Annotated in this window: 16 protein-coding genes; 11 read left to right on the top strand and 5 right to left on the bottom strand. The window is 75.6% G+C overall.

Annotated features, from left to right (window positions below; genetic code table 11):
* The first annotated feature begins 22 nt into the window (after positions 1-22).
* Positions 23-1,699 carry a thiol reductant ABC exporter subunit CydD gene (cydD, locus tag FQ330_RS07430; protein WP_146356395.1) on the top strand — a complete coding sequence of 559 codons (1,677 nt, stop codon included), beginning with the start codon at positions 23-25 and terminating at the stop codon, positions 1,697-1,699.
* The gene (gene cydC, locus FQ330_RS07425) at positions 1,696-3,327 is read left to right on the top strand and encodes a thiol reductant ABC exporter subunit CydC (protein ID WP_146356393.1); all 1,632 of its coding nucleotides are present in this window, start codon (positions 1,696-1,698) and stop codon (positions 3,325-3,327) included. The genes cydD and cydC overlap by 4 nt, the downstream gene beginning before the upstream one ends.
* A 13-nt stretch (positions 3,328-3,340) precedes the next feature.
* Here cydC and FQ330_RS07420 read toward each other — a convergent pair whose 3' ends face one another.
* Positions 3,341-3,985: a DedA family protein gene (locus FQ330_RS07420; protein ID WP_310124796.1), complete on the bottom strand. Its 645-nt coding sequence runs from the start codon at positions 3,983-3,985 to the stop codon at positions 3,341-3,343.
* Positions 3,982-4,767 (bottom strand): aminotransferase class IV, encoded by a 786-nt coding sequence (locus FQ330_RS07415; RefSeq protein ID WP_146356391.1) that lies wholly within the window; start codon positions 4,765-4,767, stop codon positions 3,982-3,984. The genes FQ330_RS07420 and FQ330_RS07415 overlap by 4 nt, the downstream gene beginning before the upstream one ends.
* Positions 4,768-4,779: 12 nt before the next feature.
* On the opposite strand from FQ330_RS07415, the gene FQ330_RS07410 reads away from it, so the two are divergent.
* The gene (locus FQ330_RS07410) at positions 4,780-6,078 is read left to right on the top strand and encodes an anthranilate synthase component I family protein (RefSeq protein WP_146356389.1); all 1,299 of its coding nucleotides are present in this window, start codon (positions 4,780-4,782) and stop codon (positions 6,076-6,078) included.
* Positions 6,079-6,101: 23 nt separating this feature from the next.
* Here FQ330_RS07410 and FQ330_RS07405 read toward each other — a convergent pair whose 3' ends face one another.
* Positions 6,102-6,575 carry an SRPBCC domain-containing protein gene (locus tag FQ330_RS07405; RefSeq protein WP_128189615.1) on the bottom strand — a complete coding sequence of 158 codons (474 nt, stop codon included), beginning with the start codon at positions 6,573-6,575 and terminating at the stop codon, positions 6,102-6,104.
* 88 nt (positions 6,576-6,663) lie between these two features.
* On the opposite strand from FQ330_RS07405, the gene leuS reads away from it, so the two are divergent.
* The 4 genes from leuS to holA all read left to right on the top strand — a co-directional run bounded on the left by leuS (position 6,664) and on the right by holA (position 13,287).
* Entirely contained in the window at positions 6,664-9,246 is a 2,583-nt protein-coding gene (leuS, locus tag FQ330_RS07400; protein WP_225792736.1) for a leucine--tRNA ligase, read from the top strand.
* A 236-nt stretch (positions 9,247-9,482) separates the two neighbouring features.
* Positions 9,483-10,061: a ComEA family DNA-binding protein gene (locus tag FQ330_RS07395; protein ID WP_146356385.1), complete on the top strand. Its 579-nt coding sequence runs from the start codon at positions 9,483-9,485 to the stop codon at positions 10,059-10,061.
* A 16-nt stretch (positions 10,062-10,077) separates the two neighbouring features.
* Positions 10,078-12,288: a ComEC/Rec2 family competence protein gene (locus tag FQ330_RS07390; protein WP_146356383.1), complete on the top strand. Its 2,211-nt coding sequence runs from the start codon at positions 10,078-10,080 to the stop codon at positions 12,286-12,288.
* Positions 12,289-12,297: 9 nt separating this feature from the next.
* Positions 12,298-13,287, top strand: a complete 990-nt coding sequence (gene holA, locus FQ330_RS07385; RefSeq protein WP_146356381.1) for a DNA polymerase III subunit delta — start codon at positions 12,298-12,300, stop codon at positions 13,285-13,287.
* Positions 13,288-13,293: 6 nt separating this feature from the next.
* On the opposite strand, the gene FQ330_RS07380 is transcribed toward holA, so the two are convergent.
* Positions 13,294-13,878 (bottom strand): helix-turn-helix domain-containing protein, encoded by a 585-nt coding sequence (locus FQ330_RS07380; RefSeq protein ID WP_146356379.1) that lies wholly within the window; start codon positions 13,876-13,878, stop codon positions 13,294-13,296.
* A 97-nt stretch (positions 13,879-13,975) separates the two neighbouring features.
* Here FQ330_RS07380 and speB point away from each other — a divergent pair, with 97 nt between their 5' ends.
* Genes speB through FQ330_RS07360 form a run of 4 tightly spaced genes read left to right on the top strand, consistent with a single transcriptional unit; the run spans position 13,976 to position 17,415 of the window.
* On the top strand, positions 13,976-14,959 hold the full coding sequence (gene speB / locus FQ330_RS07375) for an agmatinase (RefSeq protein WP_146356378.1): 984 nt from the start codon (positions 13,976-13,978) through the stop codon (positions 14,957-14,959).
* Positions 14,946-15,335 (top strand): nuclear transport factor 2 family protein, encoded by a 390-nt coding sequence (locus FQ330_RS07370; protein WP_146356376.1) that lies wholly within the window; start codon positions 14,946-14,948, stop codon positions 15,333-15,335. The genes speB and FQ330_RS07370 overlap by 14 nt, the downstream gene beginning before the upstream one ends.
* Positions 15,336-15,365: 30 nt before the next feature.
* Entirely contained in the window at positions 15,366-16,739 is a 1,374-nt protein-coding gene (locus FQ330_RS07365; RefSeq protein ID WP_146356374.1) for a purine-cytosine permease family protein, read from the top strand.
* A complete protein-coding gene (locus FQ330_RS07360; protein ID WP_146356372.1) occupies positions 16,729-17,415 on the top strand; it encodes a cyclase family protein in 687 nt (228 codons plus the stop codon). The genes FQ330_RS07365 and FQ330_RS07360 overlap by 11 nt, the downstream gene beginning before the upstream one ends.
* 214 nt (positions 17,416-17,629) lie before the next feature.
* On the opposite strand, the gene rpsT is transcribed toward FQ330_RS07360, so the two are convergent.
* Complete coding sequence (gene rpsT / locus FQ330_RS07355; RefSeq protein ID WP_128188623.1) at positions 17,630-17,890, bottom strand: 30S ribosomal protein S20; 261 nt, start codon at positions 17,888-17,890, stop codon at positions 17,630-17,632.
* Between the last annotated feature and the right edge of the window lie 76 nt (positions 17,891-17,966).

The following is a 17,966-nucleotide window of genomic DNA, read 5'->3' as shown; positions in this document are numbered from 1 at the left end:
GCCGAGCCTCCCGATCGCCGACGTGCCGAGGGCCCACCGGCCGCAGCCGCCCGCGCGCGCCAGCCGCGCCCCGCTCGATCCGCGCCTGCTGCGGCACGCCCCCGGCGCGCGAGCTCACCTGCTGCGGGAGGGGGTCGTCGCGCTCGTGCAGACGGGCGCGATCGTCGCGTTCGCGTGGTTCGCGGGGCACGCGATCGGCGCCGTCGTGCAGGGAGCGCCGCCGGCGTCGGTCGTGCCCGACGTCGCGCTCGCGGCGGTCGCCGTGCTCGTGCGGGCCGCGACCGCGTGGCTGTCGGGCTCCCTGGCGCCGGCAGCCGCCGCGCGAGTGCAGTCGCAGCTGCGCACCGCGGCGCTCGCGCGCATCGGCGAGCACGGCAGCCCCGCCGGGGCCGCCGACACCGCGACGGCGCTCGGCCGGGGGCTCGCTGCGCTCGACGGCTGGTTCGGCCAGTTCCTGCCGCAGCTCGTGCGCACGGTCGTCGCGACGCCGATCGTGGTCGCGGCGCTGTGGCTGCAAGACCCCTTCAGCGGCATCGCGGTGCTGCTGTGCCTGCCGCTCATCCCCGTCTTCATGGTGCTCATCGGCCTCGCGACCGAGCGGCTGCAGCGCGAGCAGTGGGCGTCCACCGCCAAGCTCGCCCGCTCGTGGCTCGACACCCTCGAGGGGCTCGCGACGCTGCGGCTGTTCGGCCGCGACCGGCGCGCGGCCGCGCGCGTCGACGCGCTGAGCGACCAGCACCGCGAGCGCACGATGGCGGTGCTGCGCGTCTCGTTCGTGTCGTCGATGGTGCTCGAGCTCGCCGGTGCGCTCTCGGTGGCGCTCGTCGCCGTCTCGGTCGGCATCCGACTCGTCGAGGGCGACATCGCGCTCGGGCTCGCCTTCAGCGTGCTCATCCTGGTGCCGGATGCGTTCTGGCCGGTCCGGCAGGTCGGGGCCGCGTACCACGCGTCGACCGAGGGCCTCGAGGCGTCCCGCGCGGTGCTCGACCTCATCGAGGCGCCGGCGAGCACCGTGCGGCCGGCGCCCGCCGCGGGGCCCGGCCTCGTCGTCGAGTCGCTCGAGGTGCGCCGCGGGGAGCGCTGGCTGCCGCCGGTGTCGCTGCGCGCGATGCCCGGCGAGCTCGTGGTGCTCGCCGGGGCGTCGGGCGCGGGCAAGTCGAGCGCCTTCGCGGGGCTGCTCGGCCTCGCCCCGGCGCGCGGCCGGGTCGGCCTCGACGGCGCGGTGCCGGATGCGTCGGCGCTGGCCTGGGCGCCGCAGGGCGCCTGGGACGCCGTGGTGACCGGCACGGTGCGCGACAACGTCGCGCTCGGCCGGCCCGACGCATCCGGCAGCGCCGCCGGATCCGACAGCGCCGCCGAAGTCGACCGCGCCGTCGAGGCCGCGCTCGCCCGCGCCGGCATCGCCGTCGACCTGCAGGCCCGGCTCGAGCCGGCGACCGGCGGCTCGCTGGGGCTCTCGGGCGGCCAGGCGCAGCGCGTGGTGCTCGCGCGGGCGCTCCACCGCGTCGCGACCGGCGCCGCGGTGCTGCTCGCCGACGAGCCCACGAGCGCGCTCGACGCCGACAGCGAGCTGCGGGTGCTCGAGGGGCTGCGCGCGGCGGCCGACGACGGGGCGATCGTGCTCGTCGCGAGCCACCGGCCCGCGGTGATCGCGGCCGCCGACCGGGTCGTGCGACTGGGCGCGGAGGTGGCCGCGTGACCGGCCGCGAGGTGCTCAGGACCCTCGGCCAGCGGCGGCGCATGGCCGGCGGCATCGCGGCGGCGGCGCTCACCGCGACGCTCGCGATCGCGCTCATGGCCACCGCCGGCTGGCTGCTCGCCGCCGCGTCGTCCCAGCCGCCGATCCTGCACCTGCAGATGGCGATCGTGGGCGTGCGCGCCTTCGCCATCGGGCGCGCCGCCGGTCGCTACCTCGAGCGGCTCGTCTCGCACGAGGCGGCGTTCCGGATGCTCGGCTCGGCCCGGCGCGCGGCCTTCGACCGGCTGCGGCCGGTGGCCCCTGTCGGGGTCGGCCGCTCGAGCGAGCTCATGCCGCGGCTCGTGGGTGACGTCGACCGGCTGCAGGACTGGCCGCTGCGCGTCGTCGGGCCGCTGACGGCGAGCGGGATCGCGGTCGGGCTCGCGATCGCCACCGTCGCCTGGATCCTGCCCGCAGCCGGGGCGGCGCTGCTCGTTGCCGTGGTCGTCGCGGGCGGGCTCGCGGCGCTCGTGACCGCGCGCATCGCCGGCAGCGCCGACGCGGCGCTCGGGCCGCTGCGGTCGCGGCTCGAGGCGGCGCTCGTCGACCACGTGCGCGCCCTCGACCTGCTGCGCGCCTACGGTGCGGAGCGCGAGCGGCGCCGCGCGCTCGAGGCGCTCGACGCCGAGCTCGTGCGCCGCGCCCGCCGGCACGCGCTCGCCGCCGGGGCGGGAGCCGGGCTCATCGCGCTCGCCGCCGGCGGCAGCGTGCTCGCCGCCGTGCTCATCGCGGCCCCGGCGGTCGCGGAGGGCGGCCTCTCGGGCCCGCTCGCCGCGCTCGTGGCGCTCATCGGGCTCGCGGTCTTCGAGGTGTGGGGCGCCGCGCCGCCGGCGGTGATCGCCTGGCGCGAGTCGCACGCCGCCGCCGAGCGGGTCGCCGAGGCACTGCCCGATGACGCCTCGGCGGCCGCCGTGCCCGCCGACGGCGGAGACGCGGTGCCGCCGTCGGGCGCGCTCGAGCTCTCCGGCCTGCAGGCCGCGTGGCCCGGGCGCGCACCCGCCTTCCGGCCGGTCGACCTCGTCGCGCAGCCGGGCGAGACGGTCGCGGTCGTCGGCCCCTCGGGCGCCGGCAAGTCGACCCTCGCGCTCGCGCTCGTGCGGCTGCTCGAGTCGACCGGCGGCTACCGCATCGGCGGGCGCGATGTGCGGGGCATCGACCCGGACGCGCTGCGTCGCTCGGTGCTGCTGGTCGAGCAGCGCCCGCACATCTTCGACGAGGACCTCGAGCAGAACCTGCGCTTCGCCCGCGACACCGCCGACGACGCCGAGCTGTGGGCGGTGCTCGAGCGGGTCGGCCTCGCCGACTGGGCGCGCGAGCGCGACGGGCTCGCGACGCAGCTTGGGGAGCGCGGCGGCCTCGTCTCCGGCGGGCAGGCGCAGCGCATCGCGCTCGCCCGCGCGCTGCTCGCCGACGTGCGCGTCCTCGTGCTCGACGAGCCCACCGCATCCGTCGACCGCGAGCTCGCCGAGCCGATGCTCCGCGACATCCTCCAAGCTGCCCGCGGCGACGGCCGCATCGTGCTCGCCATCAGCCACGCGCCCCTGCCGGCCGACCTCGTCGATCGCACGGTCGCGGTGCGCGCCGCGTGAGCGCGGGGCGGGCTCAGTCCTCCATGTGGCGCGCCTCGCCCCGCGAGACGAGGTGCTTCACGAGCCACACGAGCAGCAGGAACGCGACGACCGCCCCGACGAGCACGAAGCCGGCGCCGTGGAGCTCGTCGGCGAGCTCGCGGTACGTGCCGCCGGCGAGCCAGCCGGCGGTGGCGTAGGCGCTCGCCCACAGCACGCATGCGGGGAGCGTCCACGCGAGGAAGCGCCGGTACGGCATGCCCGCGCCGCCGACGATGAGCGGCACGAGCGAGTGCGCGACCGGCAGGAACCGCGAGAGGAAGATGGCGATCCCGCCGCGGCGGGAGAGGTAGCGCTCGGTGCGGCGCCAGCGCTCGGAGGCGCGCGGCCAGCGGCGGGCGAGCCACCGGTCGATCGACGGCCCGAGCCACCGGCCGATCGCGAAGCCGATGGTCTCGCCGCAGAGCGCGCCGACCACGGTCGCGCCGATGAGCGCGAGCCACCACGGCCACTCCTCGACGGCGAGCGCCGCGATGATGACGATCGTGTCGCCGGGCACCACGAGCCCCAGCAGCACGCTCGTCTCGAGCAGGATCGCGAGCCCGGCGATCAGGGTGCGCAGCCACGGGTCGATCGAGCCGATCGTCTCGAGCGCGACGTCGATGAGGTCGTCGATCACGGCCGGCCCGCCGGCCTCGTGCGGGCAGCCTCGAGGCGCGCCCGCCAGGCGGCGGCCCGGCTTCCCGAGCCGGTGTCGACGGGGGCGAGCGCGGGGCCGCCGTGCCATGCCGACACGACGCGGATGCCGCGCAGCGCGTTCGCGAGCCACACCTCCGCGCCCGCGAGGTCCTCGGGCCGCGCCCGCTCCTCGCGCAGCGCGACGCCCGCCTCCCGGGCGAGCTCGGCGAGCACCGCGGCGGTGACCGACGGCAGCCGCGGGATCGCGGCATCCGGCAGGCGGAGCGCGTCGCCGCGCCACCACACGAGCGCCGACCAGGCGCCCTCGGCGACGAGCCCCTCGTGCGTGAGCACGGGCTCGACGTCGGCGCCCACGCGGGCCCGCTCCTCGGCCTGGAGCTCGCCGAGCGCGGCGAGGTCGGGGCCCTTGCGCAGCGGCAGCGTGCGCGGGTCGCGCGACGCGGTGACGACCTCGACCGTGCCGCCCGCGGGCGGCGGCGTGCGGAGGCGCAGGCGGATCCCGGCGGGGGTCAGGTCGAGGCGCGGCGACCAGCGTCCGACGGGCACGAGCTGGGCGACGGCGTCGGCCGCGGCGAGCGCGTCGTGCCGGCTCCCGCCCGCGTCGGCCACGGCATCCGCGAACCGCGCGCGGTGCCGCTCGAACGCCAGCACCGCGCCGTCGACGCTCAGCCACGAGTCGGCGGCGAGGGTGGCGCCGACCGGCTCGTCGACGGGGGAGAAGCGGGTGCCCGTCCAGGCGCGCACGCCGCCGTCCCCGCTCATAGGATGCACCTTATGCCAGCGACCTCTGCGGCTCTCCTGCCGCACCTCGGCGCTCGGTGGACGGCTCCGGTCGAGACGAGCGCGGAGGCGGCGTTCGCCGCCCTCGAGGCCGCGGCGGCCGACGTCGTGTGGCTCGACTCCTCCTCGTCGGGCGCCCATGTGATCGGCACGGGCGAGCACGTGCTCGTCGTGCGCGACGGCGCCGCGACGCTCGACGGCGAGCCGCTCGAGGCCGCCGACGCGGTGGCGGCGCTCGAGGCGGCACGCGCCGTGCTGCCGGGCGCGTGGGTGGGCTGGCTCGGCTACGAGGCGGGGGTGCGGATGCTCGGGCTCGAGCCCGCCGCGGGCCGCTTCCCCGAGGCGGCGTGGCTGCTGCTCGACCGGTGGGTGGTGGTCGAGGGCGGGCGAGCCCAGCTGCAGTCGCGGCTCGGCGAGCCCTGGGCGCTGCCGCCCGCGCCGCCGGTCGCGCTGCCACCGATCGCGCACGTCGACGCGCATCGGCTGCGCTGGCGCGACGACGACGCCGGCTACGCCGAGAAGGTCGAGCGCTGCCGCGAGCACATCCACGACGGCGACTCGTACGTGCTGTGCCTCACGACCGCCATCGAGGCGCCGCCGCTCGACATGGTCGCGACGCACGCGCGGCTGCGCGCCGCGAGCCCCGTGCACCACGGCGGGCTGCTGCGCATCGCCGGGGTGACGCTCTCGAGCGCGAGCCCCGAGACGTTCCTCCGCGTCGAGCACGGCGTCGCCACCACGCGGCCCATCAAGGGCACGCGCCGCCGCGGCGCCGACGACGACGCGGCGCTCGCGACCGAGCTGTTCGAGAGCGAGAAGGAGCGCGCCGAGAACGTCATGATCGTCGACCTGTGCCGCAACGACCTGCAGCGCGTCTGCGTGCCTGGCACCGTCGAGGTGACGAGCCTGCTCGGCGTCGAGACCTACCCAACGGTGCACCAGCTCGTCTCCACGGTGCAGGGCCGGCTGCTGCCGGGCCGCGGGCCGCTCGACGCCGTGCGCTCGCTCTTCCCCGCCGGCTCGATGACGGGCGCGCCGAAGCGCCGCACGGTCGAGCTGCTGCAGGCGCTCGAGGGCGCGCCGCGGGGCGTGTACGCCGGATGCTTCGGGCTGGTCGCCGGGGAGTCGTGCCAGCTGGCGATGACCATCCGGGGCGTCGTCGCCGACGCGGCGGGTGCCCACATCGGCGTCGGCGGCGGTGTGACGGCGCTGTCGGAGGCGGCGTTCGAGGTCGACGAGCTGCACGTGAAGGCCGCCGCGATGCTCGCGTCGCTCGTGCCGCTCGGCGCCTGAGCCGCGCGCGCTCGGGGCCGCGCTCAGGCGGCGCGGAGCGACTCGGCCAGGTCGACGAGCTCGTCGAGCTCGACCGTCCAGCCGGCGGCGAGCGCGCGCAGCGCCTCACGGCGCGTCGCGTCGTCGCCCTCGAGCGGGAAGCCGTGCTCGACGAGGTGCACCTGCGTCGAGCCGTCGACGTCGCGCAGGGTGATCTCGACCGTCGACGCCCGCTCGGAGAGGATGCCTTCGGCCCAGTCGAAGACGAAGCGCGACTCGGGGTCGAGCTCCTGCACGCGCGCGGCGAGCACGACCTCGCCCGACCACGCGAAGCGGCCGGTCGCGCCGGCCACGACGCCGTCGGGGAAGGCGGCGATGTCGCCGAGCCAGCGGGCGAGCAGCTCGGGCTCGGTGAGGCAGCGCCAGACGGCGCTGCGCGGCGCGTCGACGGCGACGATGCGGGTGACGCGCGCTCCGGGCACGTCGACGGTCGCGGGCGGGTTCTCGAACTCCGGCACCGACGACCTCCCTCCGAGGCTCGCTGCCCCGCTCGCGCTCGATTGTGTCACGAGGTGCCCGGCACGGGTCGCCGTAGACTCGGAGGATGTGCGGCCGCAACCGGCCGACGCCACCCAGGAGCCTTCAGTGACCGACGAGACCTACGACTTCGCCCGCATCCAGCAGCGTTGGCTGCCCGTGTGGGATCGCCTGCGCCCCTTCGCGACCGACGACGAGACCGACGCCCGGCCGCGCAAGTACGTGCTCGACATGTTCCCGTACCCCTCCGGCGACCTGCACATGGGCCACGCCGAGTCGTACGCCTACGGGGACGTGCTCGCGCGCTACTGGCGCCAGCAGGGCTTCAACGTGCTGCACCCGATCGGGTGGGACTCCTTCGGCCTGCCGGCCGAGAACGCGGCGATCAAGCGCGGCGTCGACCCCAAGGCCTGGACCGAGTCGAACATCGAGCAGCACAAGCGCTCGATGCGGCAGTACGCGACCGCGTTCGACTGGGACCGCATCCTGCACACCTCCGACCCGGCGTACTACAAGTGGAACCAGTGGCTGTTCCTCGAGCTGTACAAGGCGGGCCTCGCGTACCGCAAGCCGTCGAACGTCAACTGGTGCCCCAAGGACCAGACGGTGCTCGCGAACGAGCAGGTCATCGACGGCCGCTGCGAGCGCTGCGACACCCCGGTCGTGAAGAAGAAGCTCACGCAGTGGTACTTCAAGATCACCGACTACGCCGACCGGCTGCTCGACGACCTCAACCAGCTCGAGGGCCGCTGGCCCGAGAAGGTGCTGCGCATGCAGCGCAACTGGATCGGCCGCTCCGAGGGCGCCGAGGTCGAGTTCGAGATCGAGGGCCACCACTCGCGCGTGCCGGTGTTCACGACCCGGCCCGACACCCTCTACGGCGCCACGTTCATGGTGGTCGCCCCCGACTCCGACCTCGCCGCCGAGCTCGTCGCGGGCGCCCCGGCGGAGGTGCGGATGCGGTTCCAGGCCTACCTGGACGACGTCGGCCGCATGACCGAGATCGACCGCCAGAGCACCGAGCGCGTGAAGACGGGCGTCGACCTGCAGCGCTTCGCCATCCACCCGCTCACGGGGGAGCGGCTGCCCGTGTGGGCCGCCGACTACGTGCTCGCCGACTACGGCCACGGCGCCGTGATGGCCGTGCCCGCGCACGACCAGCGCGACCTCGACTTCGCGCGCGTGTTCGACCTGCCCGTCAAGGTCGTGGTCGACACGAACGCGCCGGTCACGGGGGTCATGCCGGCGATTCCGCTCGACGAGCACGGCAACGCCGTGCTGCCCGACGACCTGCCCGCGCTCGACCCGAAGACGACCGGCGAGGCGCTCACGGGCGACGGCCGCATGATCAACTCGGGCGAGCTCGACGGGATGTCGAAGCAGCACGCGATCGGCCGCATGGTGCAGCTGCTCGAGGCGAAGGGCGTCGGCCGGGCCGCGAAGTCGTTCCGGCTGCGCGACTGGCTCGTGAGCCGGCAGCGCTACTGGGGCACGCCCATCCCCATCGTCCACACGGCCGACGGGCAGGAGGTGCCGGTGCCGCTCGAGCAGCTGCCCGTGACGCTGCCCGACTCGGCGGGCCTCGACCTGTCGCCGAAGGGCACGAGCCCGCTCGGTGCCGCCGACGACTGGGTGAACGTGCCGTCGCCGATCGACGGCAGCCCGGCGCGCCGCGACCCCGACACGATGGACACGTTCGTCGACTCCTCCTGGTACTACCTGCGGTTCCTGAGCCCGAACGACGACACCCAGGCCTTCGACCCGCGCCAGGTGGAGCGCTGGGCGCCCGTCGACCGCTACGTGGGCGGCGTCGAGCACGCCATCCTGCACCTGCTGTACGCGCGCTTCATCACGAAGGTGCTGTTCGACCTCGGCCACGTGCCGTTCACCGAGCCGTTCGAGTCGCTGCTCAACCAGGGCATGGTGATCCTCGACGGCGCGAAGATGTCGAAGTCGAAGGGCAACCTCGTCACGCTCTCGGAGGAGCTCGAGCAGTTCGGCGTCGACGCCATCCGCCTGTCGATGAGCTTCGCCGGTCCCCCCGAGGACGACATCGACTGGAAGGACGTCAGCCCCACCGGCGCGCAGAAGTTCCTCGCGCGCGCCTGGCGGCTGTCGAAGGAGCCGCTCGCGCGGGCCGGCACCGACCCGAAGCCGGGCGACCGCGCGCTGCGGCGCGAGACGCACCGGTTCCTCGCGGATGCGCCGGGCCTCATCGAGAGCCTGAAGTTCAACGTCGTCGTCGCGCGCCTCATGGAGCTGACGAACGCCACCCGCAAGGCGGTCGACTCCGGTCCCGGCGCCGCCGACCCGGCGGTGCGCGAGGCGGTGGAGACGATCGCGCTCGGCCTGTCGCTCTTCGCGCCGTACACGGCCGAGGACATGTGGGCGAACCTCGGCTTCGAGCCGTCGATCGCGAACGCCGGCTGGCGCAAGGCCGACCGCTCGCTGCTCGTGGAGCAGTCGGTGACGGCCGTCGTGCAGGTGAACGGCAAGGTGCGCGACCGCGTCGACGTGCCCGCCGACATCGCCGACGCCGACCTCGAGCGCACCGCGCGCGAGCTGCCGGGCGTCGTGCGCTCGATCGGCGACGCCGAGGTGCGCCACGTCGTCGTGCGGGCCCCGCGCCTCGTGAACTTCGTGATCGGCTAGGGGCCCGGCTCCGCTGGTCGAGCCGCGCGGCGCAGCAGCGCGAGTCGAGACCACCCGCGCCGCCTCCGCTGGTCGAGCCGCGCGGCGCTTCCTCCGTTGGTCGAGCCGCGCGGCGCTTCCTCCGTTGGTCGAGCCGCGCGGCGCAGCCGCGCGAGTCGAGACCACCCACCCCGCCTCCTCCACAGCCTCCCGCCCCGCCCGCACCCGCCGGCGGGGCGCGGCCGTACCGTGCCCGGATGGCCAGTGGGGATGGGCGGCTCGCGGATGCGCGCTGGCGGCTGGGCGCAGGGGCCGCCGTGCTGCTCGTGCTCGGCGCCGTCGCGGGCGGCGTCGCGCAGCGGATGGTCGTCGACGCGCAGCCGGCCGCGATCGTGCCCGCGCCGGTCGCGACGGCCTCCGCCGAGCTCGTCGTCGACGTGCAGGGCGCGGTGGCGGAGCCCGGCGTCTACCGCCTGCCGGCGGGCGCCCGCGTGCTCGACGCCGTCGCCCGCGCCGGCGGCACGGTCGACGGGGCCGCGCCCGGCGCGCTCAACCTCGCGCGGGCGGTGGTGGACGGCGAGCAGCTGGTGGTGCCGACCGCCGAGGAGCAGGCGGCGCTCGCCTCGGCCGCGCCGGAGGAGGGCGGGCTCGTCTCGCTCAACCGCGCCGACCAGTCGGCGCTCGAGACCCTGCCGAGGGTCGGACCGTCGCTCGCGACCGCGATCGTCGCGCACCGCGACGAGCACGGCCCCTTCACCGACGTCGCGCAGCTCGACGACGTGCCGGGCATCGGGCCGGCGCTGCTCGCGACCCTCACGCCGCTCGTGACGCTGTGAACGCGAGCCCGGGCTGATGCGCGACCTCCGGCTCGCGCTGCCGGTCGCTCTCGCGTGGGCGGTGCTGGCGGCGCTCAGCCCGCACGCGGCGGCGGTCGGCCCGGCGGCGGTCATCTGCGCGCTCGTGGCCGGCGCGTGCCTGCTCGGCGCGCGTGGGGCATCCGCGCGCCGTCCCGACAGCCGCCTCGCAGCGGCGCTCCGCTCCGCGGGTGTCGGGGCGGCGCTCGCGGTGCCGCTGCTCGCCGGCGCCGACGCGGCGGCCGCGGCCGCGCTCGACGAGTGCGACGCCCTGTCGCTGCTGGTGCTCGGCGAGGCGGCGCCCGCCGAGGTGCTTGTCACCGGGTGCGACGGCGGCGGCATCGTGGGCAGCGCCGTGCTGCTGCGCACCGAGGCGCCGCTGCGGATCGGCGCGACCGCGACCGGCGGCTGCGACGCGTGGCTCGACGGCATCCGCTGGCTCATCACGTGCGAGCGGCTCGAGGGCGAGGAGCCGCCGCCGTGGGCGTCGTGGGCGGGAGCGCTGCGTGACGGCCTGCTCGGCGCCTCGGCGCAGCTGCCCGGCATGGGCGGCGAGCTGCTGCCGGGGCTCGCGATCGGCGACGAGCGGCGCGTGAGCCCCGTGCTGCGCACCGCCATGCTCGACGCGGGGCTCAGCCACCTCACCGCCGTCTCCGGCGCCAACTGCGTCATCGTCGTGGGGGCGGCGTTCCAGGCCGCCGCTGCGGCCGGCGCGCGCCGCTCGGTGCGGGTCGCCGTCGCGGGCGCTGCGCTCGCGGGGTTCGTCGTGCTCGTCACGCCCGAGCCGTCCGTGGTGCGGGCCGGCACGATGGCGGCGATCGCGCTCGTCGGCATCGTCACCGGACGCCGCGCCGGCGCCATCGCCCTGCTGGCGCTCGCGGTGCTCGTGGTGCTCGCCGCGCAGCCGCACCTCGCGACGAGCGCGGGCTTCGCGCTCTCGGTGCTCGCCACCTGCGGCCTCATCGTGCACGCCCGCCCGATCGCCGCCTGGCTCGCGCGCGCCGTGCCCATGCCCCTCGCCGCGCTCATCGCGGTGCCCGCCGCGGCGCAGCTGTGGTGCCTGCCGGTGCTCGTCGGCCTCGACGCGCGCGTGAGCGTCGTCTCGGTGCTCGCCAACCTGCTCGCGGGCCCCGCGGCGCCGATCGTCACGGTGGTCGGCCTCGCCGCGTGCCTCGCCGCGCCGCTCGCGCCGGCGGTCGCGACGGGGCTCGCGTGGATCGCGTGGCTGCCGGCCGCGTGGATCGCGCAGGTCGCGATGGTCGCGCAGCAGCTCCCGGCGGCGCAGACGCCCTGGCCGGCCGCGCCCTGGGGCGTGGCCGCCGCATCCGCCATGCTCGCGCTCGTCGTCGCCGCGCACGCGCGGGGTCGGCTGGGGCGCGGCATCGCGGCGGCGCTCGTCGTCGCGCTCGTCGCCGGCTCGACCGCGGCGTGGCCCGCCGTGCGGCTCGGCGCGCTCGCCGACTGGCGCATCGCGCAGTGCGACGTGGGGCAGGGGAGCGCCACGGTCGTGCGGCACGGCGGCGCGGTCGTGCTCGTCGACGCGGGCCAGGAGCCGGCGCGCATCGACGGGTGCCTTCGGATGCTCGGCGTGCAGCGGATCGACCTGCTCGTGCTCACGCACTTCGACGCCGACCACGCCGGCGGGGCGCCCGCGCTCGTGGGCCGGGTGGGGCTGCTCGTGCACGGGCCGGTCGACGATCGCGCCGCCCCGCTCGTCGCCGAGCTCGCGGCGGCGGGCGCCGCGACGCAGGAGGCGCGCCGCGGCGACGCCTGGCAGGCGGGGGAGGTGCGGGTGGATGCGCTGTGGCCGATGGGCGAGCTGGAGCCCGGCAACGACGCGAGCGTCGCCGTCGCCATCGACCTGCCGGGCGAGGGCCTCGAGCTCGTCGTGCTGGGCGACCTCGGCGCCGAGGCGCAGTCGCGGCTGCTGCGCACCGGGGTGCCGCGGGCCGCCGTCGTGGTCGTCGCGCACCACGGCTCGGCCGACCAGCTGCCGGCGCTCTACGGCCGTCTGGGCGCCGCCGTCGGGCTCGTCGGCGTGGGCGAGAACGAGTACGGCCACCCGACGGATGCCGCGCTCGCGGTCGTGCGGGACGCGGGCGGCGTCGTGCTCCGCACCGACGAGCTCGGCACCGTCGCGCTGTCGGTCGGCGGCGAGCAGGCCGGCGAGGTGCGCGTCTGGTCGGAGCGCGTGGGCGCCCCGCCGTAGGCTGGGGGCATGGCGGCGAGCATCCCGAAGATCGGCTGGGAGCAGATCTCTCCCGCGCCGCTCGTGCTGGTCTTCGGCAAGGAGTCGTACCTCGCGGGCCGCGCCCTGCAGCGGCTCCGCGCGCTGCTGCTGCTCGAGGATCCCGAGCTCGAGGTGCACGACGTCGACGCCGGCCAGTACAGCGACGGCGCACTCGAGCTCATCGCGAGCCCCTCGCTGTTCGACGAGCCGCGCCTCATCCGCGTCGAGAACGGCGTCAAGGCGACCGACGCGTTCATCGCCGACGCCCTGCGCTACCTGGCCGCGCCCGTCGACGGCACGACCCTCGTCATCCGCCACGACGGCTCGACCGTGCGCGGCAAGAAGATGCTCGACGCCATCCGCTCCACGCCGGGTGCGATCGAGGTGGTGTGCCAGCCGCTGAAGCGCGACGAGCTCGTGCCGTTCGTGCGGGCCGAGCTCCGCCTGCTCGAGCGCGACGCGACGCCCGGGGCGATCGCCGCGCTCGTCGACGCGTTCGCGTCCGACATCGCCGAGCTCGCGAACGCCGTGCGCCAGGTGGCGCAGGACACCGACGGCACCGTCACCGAGCAGGTCGTGCGCACCTACTACGCCGGTCGCGTCGAGACGACGGCGTTCGCGGTGGTCGACGCCGTGATCGCCGGCGATGTCGCGCGCGCCCTCGTCACGCTGCGGCAGGCGATCGCCACGGGCGCCGACCCGGTGCCGATCGTCGCCGCGTTCGCCATGCGCTACCGGCAGCTCGCGAAGGTCTCGGGCGCCGGCGGCGGCGACGGGCAGGCGGCGCGGCAGCTCGGCATGCAGGACTGGCAGGTGCGCAACGCCCGCCGCGACCTGCGCGGCCTCTCCGACGCGCTGCTGTGCGACGCGATCGAGGCGATCGCGCACGCCGACGCCGCGGTCAAGGGCGCGGAGCGCGACCCGCAGCACGCGGTCGAGCGCCTCGTGCGGCAGCTCGCGATCCGCCAGGCGGCCTGAGCACCGCTACGCCGATCCGCTCCAGGGCGCCGGCACGAGCACCCAGATCGCGACCGCGGGGCGGTCCTCCTCGACGCGCCACGTGTGCGGCTCGCGGCCGGGCAGCGTGAGCGCGTCGCCGGCGCGCACGACGACCGTGCGGTCGGCGAAGCGCACCGACAGCGTGCCCTTGACGACGTGGAGCACCTCGACGTCGCAGCTGATCGTGTAGAGCTCGCTGCCGCCGTGCGCGTCGGGCTCGAGCTCCGATCGCAGCACCTGCAGGCCCTCCTGGCTGCGGGGGGAGAGCATCCGCTCGTCCGCGCCGAACCCGCCGAGGTTGATCCTGGGCGCGTCGGCGTAGGAGATCAGCTGCACGTCGGGCTCGGCGAAGAGCGCGCCGACGGGCAGCGACAGCACCTGGCACAGCTGCACCAGGGTCGAGACGCTCGGGGAGGTCTCGTCGCGCTCGAGCCGGCTGAGGAAGCCCTTCGAGAGCCCCGTGCTCGTCGCCACCTGGCTGAGCGACATGCCCTGCGAGGTGCGGACCGCCCGCAGCTTCGCGCCGATGGCGAGCGCGGTCTCGTCGGCCGAAGGGTGGATCGCGCGCATGCTGCTCCTGCCTCGCCGGCCGTCCGCTTGACGCGGTCGGGGCCCCGGCGTACCGTGTGGTCAATCGTTGCGCCCAGAGTATCGAAAGTTGTCTAGCATGCAACCCTCTCCGAACGCCGCCAAGAGCCCGCGCGGACCGGTCGACGCGAGCGCCGTACCGCGCTTCGCAGGCATCGCGACCTTCGCCCGGCTGCCGCGCCTCGACGAGGTGGGGCGCGCCGACATCGCCGTCGCGGGCGTGCCGTTCGACAGCGGCGTGAGCTACCGCCCCGGCGCGCGCTTCGGCCCCGCGCACGTGCGCGAGGCGTCGCGGCTGCTGCGGCCGTACAACCCGGCGCAGGACGTGTTCCCCTTCGCCTCGCAGCAGGTCGCCGACGCGGGCGACCTGGTCGCGAACCCCTTCGACATCGCCGCGGCGGTCGCCGAGATCGAGGCCGGCGCGCGCGAGCTGCGCCGGCACGCCGACCGCCTCGTCGTCATCGGCGGCGACCACACGATCGCGCTGCCGCTGCTGCGCGCGGTGCACGCCGAGCACGGCCCCGTCGCGGTGCTGCACTTCGACGCGCACCTCGACACCTGGGACACGTACTTCGGGGCGCCCGTCACGCACGGCACCCCGTTCCGCCGCGCCTCCGAGGAGGGGCTCATCGACCTGACGGCGAGCATGCACGTCGGCACCCGCGGGCCGCTCTACGACAAGGACGACCTCGAGGACGACGAGCGCCTCGGATTCGCTGTCGTGACGAGCGAGTTCGTCGAGGAGCACGGCGCGGGGGCCGCGATCGAGCGGATCCGAGGCAGGGTGGGCGACGCGCCGCTCTACATCTCGATCGACATCGACGTGCTCGACCCGGCGCACGCGCCCGGGACCGGCACGCCCGAGGCGGGCGGGCTCACGAGCCGCGAGCTGCTGCGCATGCTGCGGGCGCTCGCCGACCTCCGGATCGTCGGCGCCGACGTCGTCGAGGTCGCTCCCGCCTACGACCACGCGCAGCTCACGGCCGTCGCGGCCAGCCACGTCGTCTACGAGCTGCTGAGCGCGATGGCGCCCCGCGAGGGAGCGTCCCGTGCGCACGCCTGATCGCGCCGAGGTCGAGGCGGCGGCCGACGCCATCGTCGAGGCGTTCGCCGCCACCGACGGCCCGCGCTACTTCGCCGCCTTCGCCGCCGACGCATCCTTCGTCTTCCACACCGAGCCGGCCCGGCTCGACGACCGAGCCGCGTACGAGCGCCTCTGGCAGGAGTGGGTCGACAGCGGCTGGCGCGTGGTCGCGTGCAGCTCGAGCGACCGCCTCGTGCAGCCGCTGCCGGGCGCCGCCGTCTTCACCCACACCGTCGACACGACCGTCGAGACGGGCGAGGGCCGCGAGTCGTACCGCGAGCGCGAGTCGATCGTCTTCGCCGTCGACGGCGACCGCCTGGTCGCCGTGCACGAGCACCTCTCGCCGCTCGGCTGAGACCCACCGACCCACCGCTGAAGGAGACCGATGTCGCTCTACTCCCGCCTCGAACGCCGACTGCAGGCGAACGCCGACGACGCCGGGCCGGTGCGCGGCACCTACGGCTCCGGGCGCATGCTCATGATCTGGCTCGCCGCCAACCTCGTCGTCACGACGCTGCTCACGGGCACGCTCTTCATCCCCGACGTGCCGTACGGCCTCGTGCTCGGCCTCATCATGGGCGGCACGGTGCTCGGCGCCGCCGTGCTCGTGCTGGTCGGCGCGATCGGCACTCGCACGGGCCTGCCGACCATGGCGCTCACCCGCGGGCCGTTCGGCATCCGCGGCAGCCTGCTGCCGCTCGCCGCCAACGTCGTGATCCTGATGGGGTGGAGCTGGGTGCAGGCGATGCTCGCCGGCATCTCGCTCGACTACATCGTCGCCTCCGTCACCGGCTTCTCGAGCCCGGTGATCTTCGCGGTGCTCTGCCAGACGATCGTGGTCGTGCTCGCGATCTTCGGCCACGCGGGCGTCGCCCGCGTCGAGCCGTGGTTCGCCGCCGTCATCCTCGCGATCGCCGCCTACGTCTTCGTCGTCGCCTTCTCGTCGTTCTCGCCGGCCGAGTTCGCCGCGATCCCCGGCACCGCCGAGCCGTTCTACACCCCGGGCCTGGTCTTCGACGTCGTGCTCGCGACCGCCATCTCGTGGACGGTGCTCTCGGCCGACTTCAACCGCTTCGCGCGCACCACGCGGGGAGGCGCGATCGGCTCGGGCATCGGCTACACGCTGTCGACGGTGACGGCGATGACGCTCGGCGCCACCGCGATCGGCTACGTCGTGCTGAGCGGCGGCGAGGCCGTGCCGTTCGACCCGGTGACCGTGATCGACCCGTTCGGCGCGATCTTCGCCGTCGCGATCTTCCTGTCGGTGATGGCGACGAACACGATGGTCGTCTACGGCATGGTGACGTCGGTCGTGAACGCGATCCCGGGCCGCCGCATCCCGTTCCTCGCGACCGCCCTCGTGCTCGGCGTCATCTCGATCATCGGCGCGACGTTCTTCGGGCTCCTCGAGCAGTTCACGACCTTCCTCGTGCTCATCAGCGCGCTCTTCGCACCCGTGTTCGCGATCATGATCGTCGACTACTACCTGCTGCGGCGCCGCTCCTACGACGCCGACATCCTCCGCCCGAGCGGCGGTCGCTACTGGTACCGCGGCGGCGTGAACTGGCTCGCGATCGGCAGCTGGGCGGTCGGCGCGACGCTCGCCTACGTGTGGGCGTACGTCTGGCCGCTGCCGATCGGCGCGACCGTGCCGGCCTTCGCCGTCACCTTCCTGCTCTACCTGTTCGTCTCGCTGCCGGGCCGCTCGAAGGGCGGGGCGCCGGCGCCGCACCTCGCCGAGACGGCGGATGCGCGCTGACCCGGCGGGCGCACCGGGGTCGCGCGCGCAGGCGAGCGGCCTGATCGACCTCAGCCACCCGATCGAGCAGGGCATGCCGGTCTACCCGGGCGATCCCGAGGTGCGCATCGCGCCGGCGCTGACGGTCGCGGCCGACGGCGTCGACGTGGCGCGGCTCGAGCTCGGCTCGCACACCGGCACGCACGTCGACGCGCCCTCGCACACGGTGCCGGGCGGGCGGACGATGGCGGAGGTGGCGCTCGACGAGCTCGTCGGCGACGCGATCGTGCTGCGCGTGCCGGGCCTCGGCGACGGCGAGCGCATCGACCTCGAACGGCTGGAGGCCGTGGCACCGCTGCCGGAGCACCTCCCGCCGATCGTGCTGCTCGACACCGGCTGGGCGCGATGGTTCGGCGATGCGCGGCGCCTCCGGCACCCGTCGCTCGCGGCGGAGGCCGCGGCCGAGCTGCTGCGCCGGGGCATGCGCGTGCTCGCCGTCGACACGCTGAGCCCCGACCCGACAGGGGAGGCGGAGGCGTCGTTCCCGGTCCACGAGGCCGTGCTCGGCGCCGACGGCCTCATCGTCGAGAACGTGCGCGGGCTCGAGCTCGTGCCTGATCGCGTGCGCGTGGGCTTCTTCCCGCTGCGGCTCGCCGGCGACGGCGCCCCCGTGCGCGCGGTCGCCTTCCCCGCCTGACGCCGCCCGGCGCATCCGATCGCCGGAGCCGCCACTCGATCGCCGGAGGCGCCACTCGATCGCCGGAGGCGCCACTCGATCGCCGGAGGCGCCACTCGATCGCCGGAGGCGCCACTCGGTGGGTGGGGGATGGGCCGGCGCGGTCAGGGCGGGCACGGGCGCGCACGACGAAGGGGGCCCCGTCCGGGACCCCCTCGCGTGCGTGCGGCTCAGCTCAGAGCGACGCGACCTGCTTCGCGATGGCCGACTTGCGGTTCGCGGCCTGGTTGCGGTGGATGACGCCCTTCGAGACCGCCTTGTCGAGCTTGCGGTTCGCCGCGGCGACCTTGACCTGCGCGGCCTCCTTGTCGCCGGCGGCGATGGCCTTGCGGGCCTCGCGCACAGCGGTCTTGAGCTCGCTCTTGACGGCGCGGTTGCGGAGGGTCGCCTTCTCGTTGGTGAGGATGCGCTTGATCTGCGACTTGATGTTCGCCATGGTGTCCTGTCCTGGTTCGAAGCGTGGTTGGCGGCGGCTCGTGCTCGTCAGAGCCCCGCCGCGACCCGACCCCGCG

This window comes from Agrococcus sediminis (genome assembly GCF_007923295.1).
GTDB lineage: Bacteria > Actinomycetota > Actinomycetes > Actinomycetales > Microbacteriaceae > Agrococcus > Agrococcus sediminis.
Note: the sequence above shows the minus strand (reverse complement) of the source record. Positions and strands in the feature narration are given on the sequence as shown.

Bases quoted from the DNA above. Each gene is read 5' to 3' on its own strand.
- FQ330_RS07360 (WP_146356372.1), top strand. From the start codon at position 16,729: ATGCGCGCTGACCCGGCGGGCGCACCGGGGTCGCGCGCGCAGGCGAGC.
- FQ330_RS07390 (WP_146356383.1), top strand. From the start codon at position 10,078: ATGCGCGACCTCCGGCTCGCGCTGCCGGTCGCTCTCGCGTGGGCGGTG.
- FQ330_RS07365 (WP_146356374.1), top strand. From the start codon at position 15,366: ATGTCGCTCTACTCCCGCCTCGAACGCCGACTGCAGGCGAACGCCGAC.
- speB (WP_146356378.1), top strand. From the start codon at position 13,976: ATGCAACCCTCTCCGAACGCCGCCAAGAGCCCGCGCGGACCGGTCGAC.
- FQ330_RS07395 (WP_146356385.1), top strand. From the start codon at position 9,483: ATGGCCAGTGGGGATGGGCGGCTCGCGGATGCGCGCTGGCGGCTGGGC.
- FQ330_RS07415 (WP_146356391.1), bottom strand. From the start codon at position 4,767: ATGAGCGGGGACGGCGGCGTGCGCGCCTGGACGGGCACCCGCTTCTCC.
- FQ330_RS07410 (WP_146356389.1), top strand. From the start codon at position 4,780: ATGCCAGCGACCTCTGCGGCTCTCCTGCCGCACCTCGGCGCTCGGTGG.
- rpsT (WP_128188623.1), bottom strand. From the start codon at position 17,890: ATGGCGAACATCAAGTCGCAGATCAAGCGCATCCTCACCAACGAGAAG.
- FQ330_RS07380 (WP_146356379.1), bottom strand. From the start codon at position 13,878: ATGCGCGCGATCCACCCTTCGGCCGACGAGACCGCGCTCGCCATCGGC.
- holA (WP_146356381.1), top strand. From the start codon at position 12,298: ATGGCGGCGAGCATCCCGAAGATCGGCTGGGAGCAGATCTCTCCCGCG.